Below are 17183 nucleotides of genomic sequence, written 5' to 3'. Positions count from 1 at the left end.
CGCAGATCACACGAGCGGCGGCTCGCGACAGCTCCGCGCGACGGTGTACGCTGCTCGCCCGCCGATGGTCTCGCCGCACGGTGCCCCTCGCTCCCCGACGCAAGGCCGCCTCCGCCCTCGTGCGCGTCCCCTCCGCCCTCGCGCGCTCGCGGAGGCGCCGTGAGCTCGCGCGAGGCGCCTGACTCCTGGACCGCCGCGCCACGATCGATCGCGGAGGTCATCGAGGACAGTCTCCCCCAGATCGAGGTGCGCCTGCGCCCGCGCGCCATCGCCACGGTCGTCGCGCGCGTCACGGCCGACCTGGGCGACGAGGAGCACCCGAGGCCCGCGCTGCTCGCCGCGCTCGCCCGGTGCGCCGACGGCGCGGCCGCCGAGGTCGACCGACTGCGCAGCGCCGAGTCCGCGCTCGTGCTGGCCTACCAGTCGGCCGCCACCCCCGCCGAGCGGCGCGAGCTCCTCGCCCGGCAGCTCCGCGTCTGGGCGCGAGAGCGCGAGCAGCGCGAGAGCCGCGGCGCCGCCTCCCTGCTCGGCTGGGTCGCCGCGCGCGTCGAGCAGGCCGGAGACCTGTCGGCGCTCGGCCGCAACCTCGACCTCGAGGCGGCCCAGGAGCGCTTCGCCACCGCCATCGCCGACCGCCTCGACGAGATCGAGGTCGCTTACCACGCCCTCACCCACCTCGCGAAGCACCTCGACGACCCGTCCGACGCGGTGCACGTCGCCCGCGACGGCGGCGTCCTCCGGCTCGCCATGGCGCACGCCGAGCCGAGCCGCCCCGCGCCCGTCCGCCGGGCCGCGCTGCTCGCCGCCGTCGCCCTCCTGCACCGCCTCCCGGCGCGCGAGCGCCTCGGCCACCTCGGGCTCGACGCGGCCCGCTCCGTGCTGGCGTGGTCGCGCGGGGTCAACGCGTCCCGCTGGGTGCAGATCGCCGCCCTCGAGATCGGTGTCCTCCTGTTCCCCGACGAGGCGTTCTCCCTGCTGGCCGAGCGCCTCCGCGCGCGCGACGCCGCCGACAAGGACGGCCCCATCCTCCGCCGCAACGCCCTGCGCCTCCTCGGCGCGGCGGCGCGTCCGTCCGCCTCGGTGATCCCGCTCGACCGCGCGGCGCGCCTCGCCGGCGCCCCGCGGGACCCGCGCCGCAGGGACGGCGCGCAGGCCAGCCGCGCCAGCCGGTCGAGCATCGCGCCGGACGACGCCGCCGCCTCCGGAGGCGCCCTCGAGGGCGAAGGGCCGCCCGACACGCCCGCGCCCGACTCGGCGCCCCGGCTCAGCGCCGATCCCGCGGCCGGCGCGCCGCCCGCGCGCGTGGCGCCCGCGAGCGCGGACCCGCTCGCCATCGCGCTGCTCGCCCGGGACGATCCGAGCGAGCACGTCCGGCAGGAGCTCGTGCGCCAGCTCGTCGAGCTCGGCGGCGCGGAGGCCCTGACGGCGCTCGTCGAGCTCGCCGAGGGGGACGGGTCGCCTCGCGTCCGCGGGTACGCGCTGCGGGAGCTCTCGCGGCACGCGACCGACCACGCGGACGCCGCCCCGTTCGCCGAGCGCGCCGTCCGGTTCGCCCTCGCGAAGCCAGGCCCGCCGCTCGCGTCCCGCGCGGCCCTCGAGGCGGTGCGCACGCTCTGCGCCGGGCCCTACGCCCCGCTGTCTCCGGGGACCTTCGTCGAGCTGCTCGCCGAGTTCGCGAGCCGCCCGGCGATCTCGCCGGACCTGTCGGACGATGCCGCCGCCACGCTGCGGCTGCTCGACGTCGAGAGCCGCCCGGTCGCCGAGCACATCCGCCAGACGCTCCTCGCCGCGGCGTCGGAGCTGCTGGAGGGCGAGAGCGCGCCGGTCGAGCTCCCGGCCGACGCCGAGCCCAGGGACGTCGAGCGCGCGCTCGTCGTCGCGTCGCGCGGCGACATGACGTACACGCTGCGGCGCCGCGGCCGGGGACGGTACCTGCTCACGCGCGGCGAGCCGCGCGGCTTCCGCCTCTGGCGGCTCATCCACGAGATGCGCACGCCGATGCCGGACAAGCGCAAGGGGTGGATCCACACGAACGGCCGCCTGTTCGCGGGCGAGCTCGTCGCGCCGCCGGTCGGCATGGCGGAGGTCACGCCGACGCGCGTGCCGGGCGAGCGCCACGTCTACCCGCCCGTCGGCGGCTGGGGGCCGTTCGTCCCCCGCATCGACGACCTGCTCGCCGCCGCCAGCCTGACCCAGCGCGAGATCCGCCTCATCACGGCGCGCGGCACGGTCACGGTGCGCGGCCCGGCCAAGCTCGCGCACCGGCTGCGCGCCCGCGCCCTGCTCACGCTGCGCTACGACCGCTACGCCCAGGCCCGCATGCGCGCGCTCGTGGCGCAGGAGCCGGCCGAGCAGAAGAAGTTCACGCTGATGACGGGCGAGCTCGGCTTCACGGTCGCGCTCGGCGACACCGGGGGCGAGGTCGAGGGCCGCCCGTACGCGATCGAGCCGCACCTGCCGGGCAAGTACCTCGCGGTCGCGCTGGCGCCTTTGCTCCAGAGCGGCCGCGACTGGCTCGCCGGCCCGTCGGTGCCGGTCTGGATCGACGGCTTCTTCTCGTACCTCGTCTCGCCGGCGGGCAACGTCCCGACGCAGCTCGCGTGGATCGTGTTCCTCGTCCTCGCGTACATGGTGCTGCGGGCCGCGTGGATCGCGGCGCAGATCGAGCGCGCCCGCCGGGGCATCCCGCTCACGATCGGCGGCTGGGGGACGCGCGGCAAGAGCGGCTCGGAGCGGCTCAAGGCCGCGCTGTTCCACGCGCTCCGCTACGACGTCGTCGTGAAGACGACCGGCTGCGAGGCGATGTTCATCCACGCCATGCGCGACCTGCCGGCGCAGGAGATCTTCATCTACCGCCCGTACGACAAGGCCACGATCTGGGAGCAGCGGAACATCCTCACGGCCGGGCGGAACCTCCGCGCCCAGGTGTTCCTGTGGGAGTGCATGGCGCTCCAGCCGCTCTTCGTGGACACGCTCTGCTCCGAGTGGATGCGCGACGAGATCACGACGCTGACGAACGCCTACCCGGATCACGAGGACATCCAGGGCCCCGGGGGCGAGGACGTCGCCCGGGTGATCGCGCGCTTCATGCCCACGGACGGGCTGTCGTTCACGACGGAGGAGCAGATGCTCCCGCTGCTCAAGGACCAGGCGCAGCGGAAGGGGACGAACCTCGTCGCGATCCCGCCGATCGACGCGGACCTCCTGCCGGTCGACCTCCTGGATCGGCTCCCGTACCAGGAGCACCCGCGCAACGTGGCGCTGGTGCTGGCGCTCGCGGACCATTTCGGCGTCGATCGCGAGTTCGCGCTGGTCGAGATCGCGGATCACGTGATCCTCGATCTCGGCGTCCTGAAGACGTACCCGACGGTGCAGTACCGGGGGCGGAAGCTGACGTTCTCGAACGGGATGAGCGCGAACGAGCGCGCCGGCTTCATGTCGAACTGGACGCGGCTCGCGTTCGACAAGCACGACATGGACGCGACGCCCGGCAAGGCGACGGTGATGGTGGTGAACAACCGCGCGGACCGGGTCGCGCGGTCGCGCGTTTTCGCGCAGATCATCGTGGAGGACATCGGGGTCGATCACGTGGTGCTGATCAACTCGAACCTCGGCGGGATGATGCAGTTCATCACGGAGGGGCTCGACGCGCGGCTCCGGGACATGGTGATCACGGGCGACGGGGGCAAGGAGCGCGCGCTCGAGCGCTTCGACGAGCAGATGAAGAAGGTGGGCGTCCCGGCGCGGGCGGGCGCCTTCGAGGAGGATCTCACCCGGATGCTGCGCGCGCTGCCGGCGATCGACGAGGCGGCGGCGGCGGCGATCGTGGGCGGCCCCGGGGTTCTGGGGAAGAAGGGGGAGCCCGAGGCGATCGAGGCGGCGGTGAAGCAGGCGCTGGAGGCGCACGCGCCGCCGGCGGGCGAGGACGACATCCGCCCGGACATCGTCCACCACGCGGCGCGGCTGTCGCGCCGCCTCGCCCGCCGCGACAAGGCGCGCGCGGAGGTGGAGGCGGCGCTGTCGCGGGGCGCGGACGCCGAGGCCAACCAGGCGTTCCGCGCGGCGTTCCGCGAGCTGTGCCTCGAGCGCATCGCGGTCCTGTGGAACGCCGACGCGAAGGGGGACAAGGTGATCGACTTCATCACGCGCGAGATCCCGCCGGGGTTCGACGCGCGGCTGATGGGGTCGCAGAACATCAAGGGGACCGGGCTCGACTTCGTCTACCGGTGGCTCTCGATGGATCGCGTGAGGACCGCGATCGAGCGGATGCAGAGCAACGCGTCGGCGCGGCGCGAGGTGCTGACGTTCTTCCTGTCGTACTCGGATTTCGGCCTGATCGATCTGCGCGAGGCGCTCGCCGCGACGCGCGCGGCGAAGGAGCAGGGCGGCGCCGGGTGGGCGGAGCACGCGAACCTGATCGACGGGGCGATCCGCAGGCTCGAGGCGCTCGACAAGGAGAAGACGGCGGCGCTCGTGGTGACGGGCAAGACGGGGGTCGGGACGAAGGTGCTGCTCCGGGTAGAGCAGTTCGTCGATCACATGGACTCGGTGCGCCGGACGCGGTGGGCGAAGATCGTGATGGACGATCTGTTCGCGATGCGCATCGGCCACGGCCAGGCCGCGCTGCTGCTGCGGGAGATCGTGGGGCGGCAGAAGGGCGGCTGGCTGGCGAAGGATCTCGCCAAGTGGGTGGAGAAGCGCAGGGCGTGGCTGGAGAGCCGCCGGAAGAAGCAGCCGAAGAAGGCCGAGTCGGCCGCGCCGCCGGGGGCGGCGGCGGAATCAGGGTAGGGGGCGTAGGGGCGTAGGAGCGTAGCGGCGTAAGGGGAGTAGGGGAGCGCGCGCCGGGGGCGCGTGGCGGCACGGCAGGCGGGGCGCCTCGCCCCCGAGGGGCGGATGCCTTAAGCTGTCCGGGCGATGGGACATCCTGCCAGGCGCACCGGCCTCTCGCCCGCGGAGTACCTCGCGTTCGAGCGGGCTTCCGAGCAGAAGCACGAGTACGCGAACGGCGAGATCTTCGCGATGTCGGGCTGCACCCGGGCGCACAGCCTGCTGGCGGGGAACATCCAGCGCGAGCTCGGCAATGCGCTGCTCGAGCGCGCCTGCGAGGTCCACACCTCCGACATGCGCGTCAAGATCGCGCCCACGGGGCGCTACGTGTACCCCGACGCGTCCGTCGTCTGCGGCGATCCCGTGTTCGAGGACGCGGAGATCGACACGCTCCTCAACCCGAACGTCATCGTCGAGGTGCTCTCCGATTCGTCGGAAGCCTACGATCGCGGCGACAAGTTCGCGCAGTACCGGAGCGTCCCCTCGATCGCGGAGTATGTGCTCGTCGCCCAGAAGGAGGTGCGCATCGAGCACTTCCAGCGGCAGCCGGACGGCCGGTGGCTGCTGTCCATCTTGGGCCCCGGCACGCAGCTCGAGCTCGAGTCGGTCGGCGTCGTGATCGACGTCGATCGCGTTTATCTCAAGGTGCCGCTCGCGCCTTCCGCGAGCGATTGAGCGGTGTGCCTCGAGAGGCGCCGGGCGCATTCTCGCTCTCCGCGAGGCGCTCGCCGTGGTGCGCGCGGCCAAGGAGCAGGGCGGCGCCGTGAGGTGGAAGCGTGCTATCCTCGCAAGCCGTGATGGCTGGCGCCGCCGTTGCTCGGGACAGCTCGGACCGCCTCAGCGATGAGGCGTGGCTGGAGCTCGCCGAGGACGAGCCGGGCGAGCTCGTCGGTGGCGTGCTCGTGGAGGAAGAGGCGCCGGACTGGATCCACGAGACCGCCGTCATGTGGCTCATCCGGGTGCTCGGCGCGTGGGCGGCGGCCCGGGGAGGCTTCGTGGCCGGCTCGGAGCTCAAGTACCTCCTCCGCAAGGGCAGCGGGCGCAAGCCGGACGTCTCCATGGTGCTGCCCGGGCAGAGGCCCCCGCCGCGGCGCGGACCCATGCGGCGCCCACCGGACGTGATGATCGAGGTGGTCTCGCCGCGGCCGCGCGATGTCCACCGCGACCGCATAGAGAAGCTGCGCGAGTATGCTGCGTTCGGCGTGCGCTGGTACTGGCTGCTCGATCCGGCGACGAGGATGCTGGAGATCTACGAGCTCGGGCCGGACGGGCGCTACGTGTGGGCGCAGGGAGCCGCGGGCGGGCGCGTCGAGGCAGTGCCAGGGTGCGACGGGCTGGTCGTCGACCTGGACGAGCTCTGGGGCGAGCTCGATCGGCTGGGGGAAGAGGAGCCGGCCGAGTAACCTTCTCCGGCTCAGCCACCGGCCGGGTCGTTCCACGAACCAGGGACGAGCTCGGGCGGAATATCGACTCGACGGGCAGCCATAGCTGAACAATGCGGTCCTTGCCGTCGTCTGGTGGCAGGCCGAGCAGCTGCCACGCAGCGCGCGGAAAGGTCAGCTGCCGGGCTCGATGCGGGAGAGGATCCCCTCCAGCGCCTCGACGGCGCGCATCGGGAGCCGCACCGAAACGGCGGTGGAGATCGCGGTGAGCGCCGGGTTGATCTCGATGGTCGGAACCCCGGAGTGCGCGGCCTCCAGGACCGGCCTCGTGATGTAGGGGAACAGGCTCGACGTTCCGATCGAGACGACCACGTCGAAGCCCCGCGCGAGCTCCCGCCGGAGGATCTCGACCTTCTCCAGCGGGAGCATCTCCCCGAAGAGGACGACATCGGGCCTGAGCACGGCGGCGCACGCCGGGCAGCGCGGGCACGGGGCGAGCTCCGCGTAATCGTCGACGTGCGCCTCGTACGGGCAGCGCGTGCAGAGGATGCGGTGGAGATCTCCGTGGATGTCGATGACGTTCGTGGAGCCTGCGCCGCGGTGGAATCCGTCGACGTTCTGGGTGAGCACCCAGCAGCGCTCGAGGCGGCGCTCGATCCGGGCGATCGCCGCGTGCGCTGCGTTGAGCCGCGCGCCGCGGCACGCGCGCTCGATCTGGTGGACGTACTTCCAGGTGACCTCCGGGCGCCGCTGGAACATCTCGCCCGAGAGCGCCTCCTCGATGGCGAGCCCCTCGTCGGTCGCCTTGTCGCTGTAGAGCCCTCCGATCCCGCGGTAGGTGGGGATGCCAGAGGCCGCGGAGACCCCCGCGCCGGTGATGAAGAGGGCTGAGCGGGCCGAGGCCAGGAGCGCGCTTGCTCGTTCGATCGACATCGCGCGGGCAGTTTACCCGCGTCGCCCGGGCTCCCGCCTGCGAATGGTCAGGGGCGCGAGCACGAGCTGCGCAAGCGCGGGCGCAGGGCCGGCGGTGGTGCGGCACCGGCCTCCGGGCCCGCGGCCCGTTGCGCCGGCGCGCCCGCGTTCGCCGCGGACCCGGCCAGCCCGGGCGCGTCTACAGGCTCTTCCCGTCGACTTTCATGGTCTTGAGCGCGTCGATATCGACGTCGTCGAGACATCGGACGTTGATGGCGCACATCTCCTGTCCGTTGGGACCGACTCCCCGCGCGAACGACTCGATGCCGCAGACCGAGCAGAACACATGGTGAATGACCTTCTTGTTGAACTGGTAGTCGGTGAGAACGTCGCCACCCTCCTTCAGCGTGAGCTGGTCCACCGGCGCGAAGGCCAGCATCGCGCCCAGCTTCGAACAGCGCGAGCAGTTGCACATAATCACGGGACTGCTCAGGTCCACCTTGACCTCGTAGCGAACCTTCCCGCAGTGACAGCCACCTGTATAGGTCTTGAGCTCCGTCATGCGCGCATGGTGCCACAAGGATCTGGCCGCGTGACGCAAAAATGCGATGTGTCCGCCGGTCTCGGCTGCGCTGCATTGCATCCTGTCGGAAACTTTTCTCGACTCAGGCGGTCTAACGACGCCCCTCCTCGGCGAGGGGCTGTGCCCCGCCTACTGCTCCTCGTAGTTCCACGTCAGCCCGCCATCGACGAAGTACGTCGAGCCGGTCACGTAATCGGCGTCCGCCGAGGCGAGGAACACGGCGAGCCCGGCCACGTCCTCCGGCTTTCCCAGGCGGCCCAGCGGGATCTGGTCGAGCAGCGCGCTCAGCTTGTCGCGATCCTTGAGCAGAGCGGCGTTGATCGCCGTCTCGATCGCGCCCGGCGCGATGGCGTTCACGGTGATCCCGGTGCCGCGCAGCTCCACGGCGAGCGTGCGCGTGAGCATGCGGACGCCGCCCTTGCTGGCGCAGTACGACGCGAAGTGGGGAAATGGAAGATCCTCGTGAACCGAGCTGATGTTGATGATCTTGCCGGGGCGCCCCGACTCGCGCAGGTGACGGACCATCGCCTGGCTCCCGAAGAACATCGCTTTGAGGTTGGTGTTCATGACCGCATCGTAGTCCTCCTCGGTCACCTCCCAGAACGGCGCCCGCTTCTCCAGCCCGGCATTGTTGACAAGCACGTCCAGCCGGCCGAAGCGCGCGACGGCCTCCTGGATGAGCCCTTGCACGCTCTGGACGGAGGCGACGTCGACCGCGAACAGATGACCTCGCCTCCCAGCGGCCTCGACCTCGGCGAGGGCCTCCTCGGCGCCCTCCTTGCTCTTGTGGTACGTGAGCGCCACGTCGGCGCCTTCCCGGGCGAACCGGACAGCGATGCTGCGGCCAATGCCCCGGCTGCTCCCTGTGACCAGCGCGATCTTGCCTTGCAGTCTCATGGAACCTCCTGTCTTCACGAGCATTGTGCCCGCCGCGCCCCGCGGGGATCGCCAGGAGATAGAATACCGCGCATGCGCATCGCCTCCCTGCTGCCGTCCGCGACCGAGATCGTCTGCGCGCTGGGCGCGCAGAGCGAGCTCGTCGGTGTCTCTCACGAGTGCGACTTCCCCGAGGGGCTGACCGGCCTCCCGGTGCTCACGCGCCCGCGGCTCAGGCCGGCGCGCTCCAGCCGGGAGATCGACGCCGCGGTCCGCGACGTCCTCCGGGACGCGCTCGCGGTCTACGACATCGATCTGGACGCCCTCCGGGAGGCGCGGCCGGACGTGATCGTGACGCAGGACCTCTGCGACGTCTGCGCGGTCTCGTTCGATGACGTCCGCGCGGCCGTCGCCCGCCTTGCGCGGCGGGACGTGCGCATCATCAACCTGCACCCGACGCGGCTCGACGACATCTGGGCCGACATCCGGCGCGTCGCCGAGGGGATCGGCCGCGCGGCAGGCGGCGAGGCGCTCGTCGAGCGGCTGCGCGCGCGCATCGCCGCCGTCGCCGCGCGCGCGGCCGCGGCGCCGGGCAGGCCGCGCGTGCTCGCGGTCGAGTGGATCGAGCCTGTCATGATCGGCGGCACGTGGATGCCGGAGCTCATCACCCTCGCGGGCGGGGAACCCCTCGTGACGCGACCCGGCGAGCACGCGCCCACGCTCTCGCCGGCCGCGCTCGCCGCGCTCGATCCCGACGTGGTGATGATCAAGCCGTGCGGCTTCACCCTCGAGCGCACGCTGGATGAGCTCGATCTCCTCCCCCGTGTGCTGCCCTGGGCGACGTATCGGGCCGTGGCGCAAGGCCGCGTGTACATCGCTGACGGCAACGCCTTCTTCAATCGCCCTGGTCCCCGCATCGTGGAGTCGCTCGAGATCCTCGCGGCCTGCGCTCACCCGGCCTTGTTTGCCGACGCGCGCCGCGCGCATGCCCGGTCGGTGGCGCGGATCGACGCGGAGCTCCGGCGGCACGCCTTCGACGACGGATGACCCCGGCGCTCGACGCCTGCGGCTGTTCTATCGTGTGGCCCGACCGGCCGCCCTGGACGCCGGCGGGCGCGCCGCCTGCCGCGCCGAGTCGAGCTCCTTGCGGAGCGCCGCGAGCTCACGCTCGAGGGCGGCTATCTGCTTCTGCTGCATCTGGATCGCTGCCACGGCCATGCTCGTGTACCCATACAGGTCGACGTGGTCGCCGTCGCTCGCGACCGCCGGGCTCGCCGGATTGTCGTCGATGATGAACCCGAGTCGCTCGCGGCCGTGCCCGCCCTCGTGGTTGTAACGCCAGGTTGCGAGCGGCGTGGCGACGAGCTCGTCGCGCACGCGCGCGAGCTCGGTCTCCTGCAGGTACCGGATATCGTGCTTGTACCGGGCGCGGGATCTGGGGCAGCCCTCCGGCTGCTGCCTCGGATCGTCGCTCGTGCAGAGCAGCTGGGCGTTGCAGTCGTTCGCGGGATCGCATGTCGCGTCCGGTGCGGCGCACGGCTCCCCCTCCTTCTCGTCGGTGCATGGCTTCACCCCGTCGCGGGGCCGGTGCCCGCTGCATACCGGATCGCCGCACGTGAGATACCATCTCAGCTCCTCCGCCCCGCCGCCGGCGCCAGCGCCTGCGCCGCCGGCGCCATCCGCGCCGCCGCTGCCGGCGCCCGTGCCGCCGGTGCCAGCGCCCGCGCCGCCGCTGCCCGCGTTCGCTCCGCCGGCGCCGGAGCTCGCTCCGCCGTTTCCGCTGTCCCCTCCGCCCGAATTGCAGCCTGCCGCTGCGGCGAACGCGAGCGCGCAGAGGAGCGCCATCGTCCCTGTACCGTGAATGCGCATGAGAGACCTCCTTGGAACGACTGTCCCTGACCGACCAGGGCAGCATGTCGAACAAGGGCAGGAGGCGGCAAGAACCGTGCGCTGTCGGCCGTCTCCGCTTTTGCGACGCGGGTGCTCGCTCCTCGGGTATCCTGGGCGGCATGTCTCCACGTCCCGCGCTGGCGTCTTTCGCCCTCGTGACGGGCATCGTGCTGCTCCTGGGCGGCGCCGCGCTCGCCGGGTCGGCGCGAGGCCCAGACTCAGTGTTTGCCGAGGCGCCTCACCTCTTGCCCTGCGAGCAGCAAGGACAGGCCTCTTGATCTCGGCGCGACCGAAGCGGCGGTAGAGCCTGCGTGTCGATCTCGGGCTCGGAAGGAAGGCTTACCGCAGGGTGCCGCTCTTCCGCAGCCGCCGCAACGCGAGGAGGGCGAGCGGCGAGGCGAGCGCCAGCAGCCGCCACGGAGACCCGCCGCGGAGGTCGCCGGCGTCGATGGCGCAACCGCCGCTGTCCGCTCCTCCCTCGTCCGGCGCGCCGCCGCCCGCGGAGCCCGCGGAGGCAACGGTGCCGCCGGCGCTTCCCGCGCTTCCCGCGCTGCCAGCGCTCACGGCCGTGCCGGCGCCGGTCCCGCTGCTGCACGTGCCGCTCGGGCAGCCCTCGCCGGGCGCGCAGAGGCCTGGGTCCTCGTCGACCTCGCCGTCGCAGTCGTCGTCGAGCGCGTTGCACACCTCGGCGCTCGGTTCGCCGGGCGTGCATGACCCGGGCGTGCACGCGGTCGCTTCCCGCGCGCACATCCCGACGCCGCACACCTCGCGCACGCCCTCGTCGATGCGGCCATCGCAGTCGTCGTCGGCGAGATTGCATGTCTCGGTCGCGTCCGGGTGGACGTCAGGGGCCCTGTCGTTGCAGTCGTTGGAGCTCGGCGCGTACCCCTCGGGGGGGCACTTCGCCGTGACCGTCGCGCCGAAGAACGAGCCGTAGCCGTCGCCGTCGGCGTCTTCATACTGCGTGGTGACCTCGAGCTCCTCGTCGATCTCTCCATCGCAGTCGTCGTCGATCTCGTTGCAGGCCTCATCCTGATCGGGATGGATGTTGACGCTGTAGTCGTCGCAATCGCCGCCGCGGTCGGCGTGATCGGCCGGCCGGGTGCAATCGACCCTGGGCACGCTGGAGTCGCCGTAGCCGTCGCCGTCGCGATCGAGGTAATACGTCGTCCCGGTGCACCCGTAGGCAAACGCGGTGTCGGCGGACGAAGCGCCGTCTCCGCGCGGGCCGTTGTCGCCGTTGGCCGCGAGGGCCCACACCTGGACGACGACCCCGCCCGGCGCGCCCGGCGCGATCCACTGCGCGTCGAAGCGGACGACCCCGCCGCTCGCCCGCTTCGGCGCGTCGTGGACGAGCTGGTGCTCGTCGATGAGCTTGGTGCCTTGACCGTTGATGGGGGAGAGCCGACCTGTTTCGGTCAGGAGATAGATGCCCCCGGCGTTGATGTTGGCAGAACGGATCTGCACCTGCAGAGTCACCGTCTCGCCGGCCGCCGGGTTCTTGGGGCTATAGTCGATGGTGATGTCCGGCACCGTGCCGCCGGTGTGGCAGCCGTTGCACCCCTCCACCGCAAGCCCGTTGCGGCGGGCGTGGGCCTGCGGCGCAGCCAGGGTGGTCAAAAGGGCCAAGCTCACCGGGAGGACCGGTGAAATAAGCGATGTACTTCGCATGCGCCTCGCCGCGCAGCCCAGGCTCGCGAGCTCCGCGCGCTCCGCTGCGACGCTCAGGGATAGCTGCCCTCGCCGGGTGCGACAAGTGCATTTGTGCGGAGTGTAAACTTGCGCCGTGACCATCCAGAGACGCTGTTTTCGACGTTTCTCGGACAGCGGTTGTCGCGACGTGCATTGCCGCTCGCTGCGACGCGTTATCCGGATTCGAGCCGAACGTGCTGCGGCCTTGTCACATCGCAGACGACACCGTGGTACTTGAGGAGCCCTTCGTCGAGCGTCACGACGGTCGCATCCGCGCGGCGGGCGGCCCACAGATACACGAGGTCGGTCGCGTTGGCGAAGGGCCTGCGGCCGCGCATGCGCCTCGTCAGCTGGTCGAGGAACTCCGCGATGGCGCCCGCGTCCACGGGCGCGACCAGCTCGATCGCGAGGCCTCCCAGCGGGCTCGCGGCCACGGGCGCGGCCCGCCGCGACGCCGCGAGCCGCTGCTCGGCGACGTACACCTCCAGCCATAGCTCGGGCGGCGCGAGCACGCGCGCCGCGCCCGCGGCCACGGCGGCGCGGGCGCGCTCGAGAAACCCGAGCGCGTCCGCGTGCCCGGGCTCTCTGGGCTTCATCGAGGCGATGGCGACGGAGCTATCGAGAACGATCTGCATGAAGCCTCCTCGAGACGGACGCACCATCGCGCCGCTCCAGATCTGCCCGGCCGTCCGGGTGGTCTGGTGACATCGAGACCCGGTATCCAGGGCCGCGGCCGGATGGAAGGTCCACCGGCAGCATGGGCCGAGGCCGCGTGGAGGGTACAGGGCGATGGCACATGCTGGCACGGCGGTGCTCTCCCGGCGGCCGGAGACACGGTTGTTCGCCCGGTACATGCCTTGCTTGTCGCCGTCCATGCGAAACTTCCTGCTTCGAATCCTGGTCGCATCCCAGTGGGGCGCGAGCCTTGCGCTGGTGTCGGGCTGCGGCACGCACATCGAGTCCGGCGCCAGCTCGAGCTCGCCTGGAGGCGCGACGTCGGGGCCGAGCTCCGGCTCGAGCTCGCCTGAAGGCGCGACATCCAGCTCGAGCTCGACGGCAGGCGCGACATCGGGGGCCGGAGGAGGCGGCGAGGTCGATCCTCCTGACGCCTCGGCGCCGCTCGATCCCTATCCGGATCCGACCTGCGTCGGGCCATTTCATGACGGCGGCTATTACGGCCAGTGTTGCTACGAGGTGCACTGCACGGCGCCGGTCGGCGGCGCCTGCCCTGCGTCCTCCGAGGCCGCGCCGCACCTCGACGACCTGCCGCCCGGCTCGGGGACGTGTACGTGCAGCGCCGAGGGCGAGGGCGCGGCCGGGTGGATCCAGGGCCCCTACGCGAACCGGACGGCGTCGGATCCGGCGCGCTGCTGCTACCTCGTCGGTTCCATCTCCTGTGAAGGGCGCCCCCTCCTGGTCCGGGGCGAGGCCCGCGTCGCGCCGCTCTCGCGCGCTCCGAGCGCGTGGTCGCAGACCGACTTGCGGCGCTTCGAGCGCGCGCTCGCCGACACCGACCTGAGCGCGCTCGCGCCCGCGGCGCGCCGTGAGCTCGCCCGGCGCTGGGCCGAGCGTGGCCAGAACGAGCACGCCTCGGTCGCCTCCTTCGGCCGCTTCGCGCTCGCGCTGATGGCGCAGGGCGCGCCTCCCCAGCTGCTCGAAGCGGCGCACCGCGCGGCGCTCGACGAGGTGCGGCACGCGCGCGTCGCGCTCGCGATCGCCTCGGCGTACGCGGGGGAGCCGGTGGGCGTGGGCCCGCTGCCCCTGCACGGCGCGCTCGACGACCTCGGCTCGCTCGAGGCCCTCACCCTGGCGACCGTCGTGGAGGGCTGCGTCGGAGAGACCCTCTCGGCCATCGAGGCGGAGGTCGCCGCGCAGGCGGCAGAGCCGCCGGCGGTGCGCATGGCGCTCCAGGCGATCGCGCGCGACGAGGCCCGCCACGCGGAGCTCGCCTGGGCGTTCGTCCGCTGGGCCGTCACGACGGGCGGCGCGCGCCTTCGAGAGCGCGTCGCCGCGGCCTTCGCGCGCGCGCTCGAGCAGGTGGGCACCGGGGCGCCGGACTTGGCCGACCGCGATCTCCCGCCCTCCCACGGGTTCCTCGCGGCCGACGAGCTCCGCCGGCTGCGGCGGCAGGCCGTGGCCGACGTGCTCCGTCCCGCCGCCGCCGCGCTCGTCGACGAGCGTGGTTCATCCGCCGGACGAGAGTTCAGCGGCGCTCGCGGGAATGCCGTGCTGCGCGGCGGCGCGACGTACCTGTCGACGTGACCTGGCGCCGGGCGAGCGCCGTCCTCGCCGGGTCCGCGCCGGCCTCGCCCTCGCGGACGCCGGCGCGCTGCCGAGGCGGCGCGCCGGCGACGGCCTGGATCCTGGCGCGCAGTCAAGCCCTGGGCACGATCTTGCTTGTGCGTCGCGACGAGGTGGAACGACATGGCTACACTCTCGACGTCCGCATGGGTGCTGCATGAGCTCGGTCTGGCCGCGGGGTTCGGCGGCCCCCTCTTCGGCCGGCTGGCGTTGCGCCAGGCGGTCAAGGACATCCATTCCGAGGCCGAGCGGGGCAAGGTGCTCTCTGACGCATGGCAGCGGTACAACCTCGTCAGCGCGATCTCGCTCGGCACCGCCGCGGCCACCTGGTTCATCGGGCGGACGGTGATCTCGGGGCGATCGATCGACCGTGAGACCCGCGATCTGGTGCGCTTGAAGGACGTCCTCCTGGGCGCGACGCTCGCCACGAGCGTCGCCAGCATGCTGGGCGGACAGCAGATGCGCGAAGAGGCGCCCGACGGCGGGGTGCACCTCCTCAACGAGGGTGAAGCGCCGGCGCCTCGCCCGCCCGCGAAGGCCGCGGCGCTGCACCGGCTCCTCGGCGTCATGGGGCCGCTCAACATCGCCCTCACGGCGGGGGTGATCGGCGTGACCACGGTCCTCGCCATGAAGTCCGGTCGTTCGGCGAAGTGGAGCCTCCTCTCCCGGCTGCTGCCTTGAGCTGCGCCCTCCCGGGCGCTGTCGCCGGAGAGAGCCGGCGCGCCGCCCTGGCTGCTGCCCACTGGCGCCCACCTGGGCCGCGCCAGCGCGCGCCGTCGCGCTCGTGATACGGTGGGCCGATGAAGGTAATGACCATGTTGGTGCTCGCCCTCGTCGCCGTGGGCTGCAGCGACGAGCACGGCGAGGAGGGGTGCCCTGAGCTCTGTGAGCAAGCCGTGGAGTGCCCGGGGGACGCCATGACGGAGCAGAGCTGCCTCGCGATGTGCAGCGCCGATACGGAGGCCGCCGAGGAGGCAGGCTGCCACGACGCCCGGGAGTCGTATCTCGAGTGTCGGAGCCACGCCGAGGACCACTGCGATCCTGCGAAGTACGACGAGGAGTGCAGCATCCAGAAAGACTCGCTGAGCAGCTGCCTGGATCGCAGCTGAGCCGGGGTGCCGGCGGGCGCTCGACCGGGTGAGCGCCGCCTGCCCGGTCCGCGGCTACTCGAAGCGGTGGACCTCGCGCCCGCTCGGGAGCTCCTCCGGGATGAGCGCCTCGAGCCGCTTCGGCGTCGCGCGCGGGTCGAGCAGCGCCTCTCCCACGAAGGCGCAGAGCCAGCTGATCTCCTCCTCCGTGAGGTCGATCGGCTCCTGCAGCAGCGGGTCGACGGCGGCGAGGACCGGCGCGAGCGGGCCCATCTCACCCCGCAGATCGCGATCGAGGTGCTTGTTCGTGTACTCCGTGGCCGACGTGTAGACGTCGAGGTGGTGGCGGATGGCGCCTTCCAGCGACGTGAACGAGCCGTTGTGGAAGAACGTGGGCTGGAGGGCGACGTTGCGCAGCGGCGAGGTCCTGAACTTGTACCGATCGGCCGGATCCCCCGTGACCTGCTCCAGGCCGAAGTCCTCATCGGCGTTCGGGCCGTCGAAGACCACGTTCGAGTGCGCCGGGTCGTCGGTCGGCGCGATCTGCGGCACGCCGATCGCGTGCTGCTGGAAGTCGCTGAACATCTCGTTCGACTCCCCCGACACCGCGTGGCACCTGACACACCCCGCCTCGCCGAAGAAGAGCAGCGCGCCGCGCTTCTGCTCCAGCGTCATCGCGTGCCGGCGGCCGCGGGCGAACCTGTCGATGGGCGCGTCGGCGAACGTGAGCGACATCTCGAACTCGGCGATGGCGGCCGCGATCATCTCGTAAGTGATGTCGTCCCCTCGCTTCACCGCCTGGAAGCTCTTGGCGAACCGCTTCCGGTACGCTTTCACGTCGTTCACGCGCTCGGTGACCTCCTCGCGCACGACATCGTGCGATGGCGGCCCCTCATACCCGGTCATCTCGGCGACCTCGGTCGGCGGGATGAACGCCTGGGCGTTGAGCAGGTGCGGCAGGGAAGAGAGCGACGTCCCCTCCGGCGCGGTGAACGAGAACCCCCGGCTGTTGTCGAAGGGGTCGCCGGACACGGCGAAGAACCGCGAGTTCCACATCAGCGCGGGATAGAAGGCCGTGTTGATGATGGTGGGCGTGCGGCGCTGGTTGCGCGGCCCTGTGCGGTGCGGCCCGACGACGCCGTTGTTGTCGATGCCGATGGCGATCGACTGCGTGTCGGCGAAGCCCGCGGTCGGCGCGTGGCAGCCTGAGCACGAGTTGTCGTCGTTCAGGCCGAGGAGGCTGTCGAAGAAGAGGTCACGCCCGAGCTTCGCGAGCTTCTTGTCGAGCTTCCGCCCGAGCCGCGACTCCAGCGTCGACTCGATCTCTCCGGTGAACCCGTGTCGGGCGAGCACCTTGGCGAGCCGCTCATCGACGGAAGAGCCCTTGGCGCGCGCCGGTCGCGCCAGGACGAGCGTGAGGACGAGAAAGGCCGTCAGGGCGGCGAGCGCGCGCCCGAGGGATCGCAGGGTCATGGTGCCTCCAGGTCCCCCGGCGGGGGAGGCGCACATCGGGGTGCGCGCTTGAGATCAACCAGTCCTGCCCAGATCCTGACCGAGCGGCGGTGAATGGGATGATGGGAATCTAACGTCGTGAGCTTTCGATCGGCAAGGCAAATTAGATAAATATTCCAT

The 17183-nt window shown here is 71.9% G+C and carries 14 protein-coding genes; 7 read left to right on the top strand and 7 right to left on the bottom strand.

The features are described from left to right. Positions 1-159 precede the first annotated feature (159 nt). The 3 genes from WMF34_RS37830 (at position 160) to WMF34_RS37820 (ending at position 6230) form a co-directional block, all read left to right on the top strand. A complete protein-coding gene (locus tag WMF34_RS37830; RefSeq protein WP_437990836.1) occupies positions 160-4788 on the top strand; it encodes a capsule biosynthesis protein CapB in 4629 nt (1542 codons plus the stop codon). A gap of 126 nt (positions 4789-4914) precedes the next feature. Further along, positions 4915-5502 carry a Uma2 family endonuclease gene (locus tag WMF34_RS37825; protein ID WP_437990835.1) on the top strand — a complete coding sequence of 196 codons (588 nt, stop codon included), beginning with the start codon at positions 4915-4917 and terminating at the stop codon, positions 5500-5502. A 101-nt stretch (positions 5503-5603) separates the two neighbouring features. Then, positions 5604-6230 (top strand): Uma2 family endonuclease, encoded by a 627-nt coding sequence (locus WMF34_RS37820; protein ID WP_437990834.1) that lies wholly within the window; start codon positions 5604-5606, stop codon positions 6228-6230. A gap of 153 nt (positions 6231-6383) precedes the next feature. On the opposite strand, the gene WMF34_RS37815 is transcribed toward WMF34_RS37820, so the two are convergent. The 3 genes from WMF34_RS37815 to WMF34_RS37805 form a co-directional block, all read right to left on the bottom strand. Then, positions 6384-7142 (bottom strand): NAD-dependent deacylase, encoded by a 759-nt coding sequence (locus WMF34_RS37815; protein ID WP_437990833.1) that lies wholly within the window; start codon positions 7140-7142, stop codon positions 6384-6386. A 178-nt stretch (positions 7143-7320) separates the two neighbouring features. Continuing rightward, a complete protein-coding gene (locus tag WMF34_RS37810) occupies positions 7321-7683 on the bottom strand; it encodes a GFA family protein (protein ID WP_437990832.1) in 363 nt (120 codons plus the stop codon). 150 nt (positions 7684-7833) lie between these two features. Continuing rightward, positions 7834-8601 (bottom strand): SDR family NAD(P)-dependent oxidoreductase, encoded by a 768-nt coding sequence (locus tag WMF34_RS37805; RefSeq protein WP_437990831.1) that lies wholly within the window; start codon positions 8599-8601, stop codon positions 7834-7836. Between the two features lie 72 nt (positions 8602-8673). On the opposite strand from WMF34_RS37805, the gene WMF34_RS37800 reads away from it, so the two are divergent. Continuing rightward, the gene (locus WMF34_RS37800; protein ID WP_437990830.1) at positions 8674-9627 is read left to right on the top strand and encodes an ABC transporter substrate-binding protein; all 954 of its coding nucleotides are present in this window, start codon (positions 8674-8676) and stop codon (positions 9625-9627) included. Positions 9628-9654: 27 nt separating this feature from the next. Here the strand turns inward: WMF34_RS37800 and WMF34_RS37795 are convergent, their stop codons facing one another. From WMF34_RS37795 to WMF34_RS37785, 3 genes are all read right to left on the bottom strand, one after another. Then, positions 9655-10449, bottom strand: coding sequence for a hypothetical protein (locus WMF34_RS37795; protein WP_437990829.1), 795 nt, complete (start codon positions 10447-10449; stop codon positions 9655-9657). A gap of 360 nt (positions 10450-10809) precedes the next feature. After that, positions 10810-12141, bottom strand: a complete 1332-nt coding sequence (locus WMF34_RS37790) for a putative metal-binding motif-containing protein (RefSeq protein ID WP_437990828.1) — start codon at positions 12139-12141, stop codon at positions 10810-10812. Between the two features lie 194 nt (positions 12142-12335). Beyond that, a complete protein-coding gene (locus WMF34_RS37785) occupies positions 12336-12797 on the bottom strand; it encodes a PIN domain-containing protein (protein WP_437990827.1) in 462 nt (153 codons plus the stop codon). A 238-nt stretch (positions 12798-13035) separates the two neighbouring features. Between WMF34_RS37785 and WMF34_RS37780 the strand changes: the two genes are divergently transcribed. From WMF34_RS37780 to WMF34_RS37770, 3 genes are all read left to right on the top strand, one after another. Continuing rightward, entirely contained in the window at positions 13036-14424 is a 1389-nt protein-coding gene (locus WMF34_RS37780; RefSeq protein WP_231864464.1) for a diiron oxygenase, read from the top strand. A gap of 162 nt (positions 14425-14586) precedes the next feature. Beyond that, on the top strand, positions 14587-15144 hold the full coding sequence (locus tag WMF34_RS37775) for a hypothetical protein (protein ID WP_012240044.1): 558 nt from the start codon (positions 14587-14589) through the stop codon (positions 15142-15144). Positions 15145-15263: 119 nt separating this feature from the next. Further along, a complete protein-coding gene (locus WMF34_RS37770; RefSeq protein WP_157907193.1) occupies positions 15264-15572 on the top strand; it encodes a hypothetical protein in 309 nt (102 codons plus the stop codon). Between the two features lie 54 nt (positions 15573-15626). On the opposite strand, the gene WMF34_RS37765 is transcribed toward WMF34_RS37770, so the two are convergent. Then, positions 15627-17024, bottom strand: coding sequence for a cytochrome-c peroxidase (locus tag WMF34_RS37765; protein WP_437990826.1), 1398 nt, complete (start codon positions 17022-17024; stop codon positions 15627-15629). Positions 17025-17183 lie beyond the last annotated feature (159 nt).

This window comes from Sorangium sp. So ce145 (assembly GCF_051525985.1).
GTDB lineage: Bacteria > Myxococcota_A > Polyangia > Polyangiales > Polyangiaceae > Sorangium > Sorangium cellulosum_B.
The sequence above is the reverse complement of the archived record's forward strand: the minus strand, read 5'-3'. Positions and strand labels throughout refer to the sequence as shown.

Bases quoted from the DNA above. Each gene is read 5' to 3' on its own strand.
- WMF34_RS37825 (WP_437990835.1), top strand. From the start codon at position 4,915: ATGGGACATCCTGCCAGGCGCACCGGCCTCTCGCCCGCGGAGTACCTC.
- WMF34_RS37815 (WP_437990833.1), bottom strand. From the start codon at position 7,142: ATGTCGATCGAACGAGCAAGCGCGCTCCTGGCCTCGGCCCGCTCAGCC.
- WMF34_RS37810 (WP_437990832.1), bottom strand. From the start codon at position 7,683: ATGACGGAGCTCAAGACCTATACAGGTGGCTGTCACTGCGGGAAGGTT.
- WMF34_RS37805 (WP_437990831.1), bottom strand. From the start codon at position 8,601: ATGAGACTGCAAGGCAAGATCGCGCTGGTCACAGGGAGCAGCCGGGGC.
- WMF34_RS37800 (WP_437990830.1), top strand. From the start codon at position 8,674: ATGCGCATCGCCTCCCTGCTGCCGTCCGCGACCGAGATCGTCTGCGCG.
- WMF34_RS37795 (WP_437990829.1), bottom strand. From the start codon at position 10,449: ATGCGCATTCACGGTACAGGGACGATGGCGCTCCTCTGCGCGCTCGCG.
- WMF34_RS37790 (WP_437990828.1), bottom strand. From the start codon at position 12,141: ATGCGAAGTACATCGCTTATTTCACCGGTCCTCCCGGTGAGCTTGGCC.
- WMF34_RS37785 (WP_437990827.1), bottom strand. From the start codon at position 12,797: ATGCAGATCGTTCTCGATAGCTCCGTCGCCATCGCCTCGATGAAGCCC.
- WMF34_RS37780 (WP_231864464.1), top strand. From the start codon at position 13,036: ATGCGAAACTTCCTGCTTCGAATCCTGGTCGCATCCCAGTGGGGCGCG.
- WMF34_RS37775 (WP_012240044.1), top strand. From the start codon at position 14,587: ATGGCTACACTCTCGACGTCCGCATGGGTGCTGCATGAGCTCGGTCTG.
- WMF34_RS37770 (WP_157907193.1), top strand. From the start codon at position 15,264: ATGAAGGTAATGACCATGTTGGTGCTCGCCCTCGTCGCCGTGGGCTGC.
- WMF34_RS37765 (WP_437990826.1), bottom strand. From the start codon at position 17,024: ATGACCCTGCGATCCCTCGGGCGCGCGCTCGCCGCCCTGACGGCCTTT.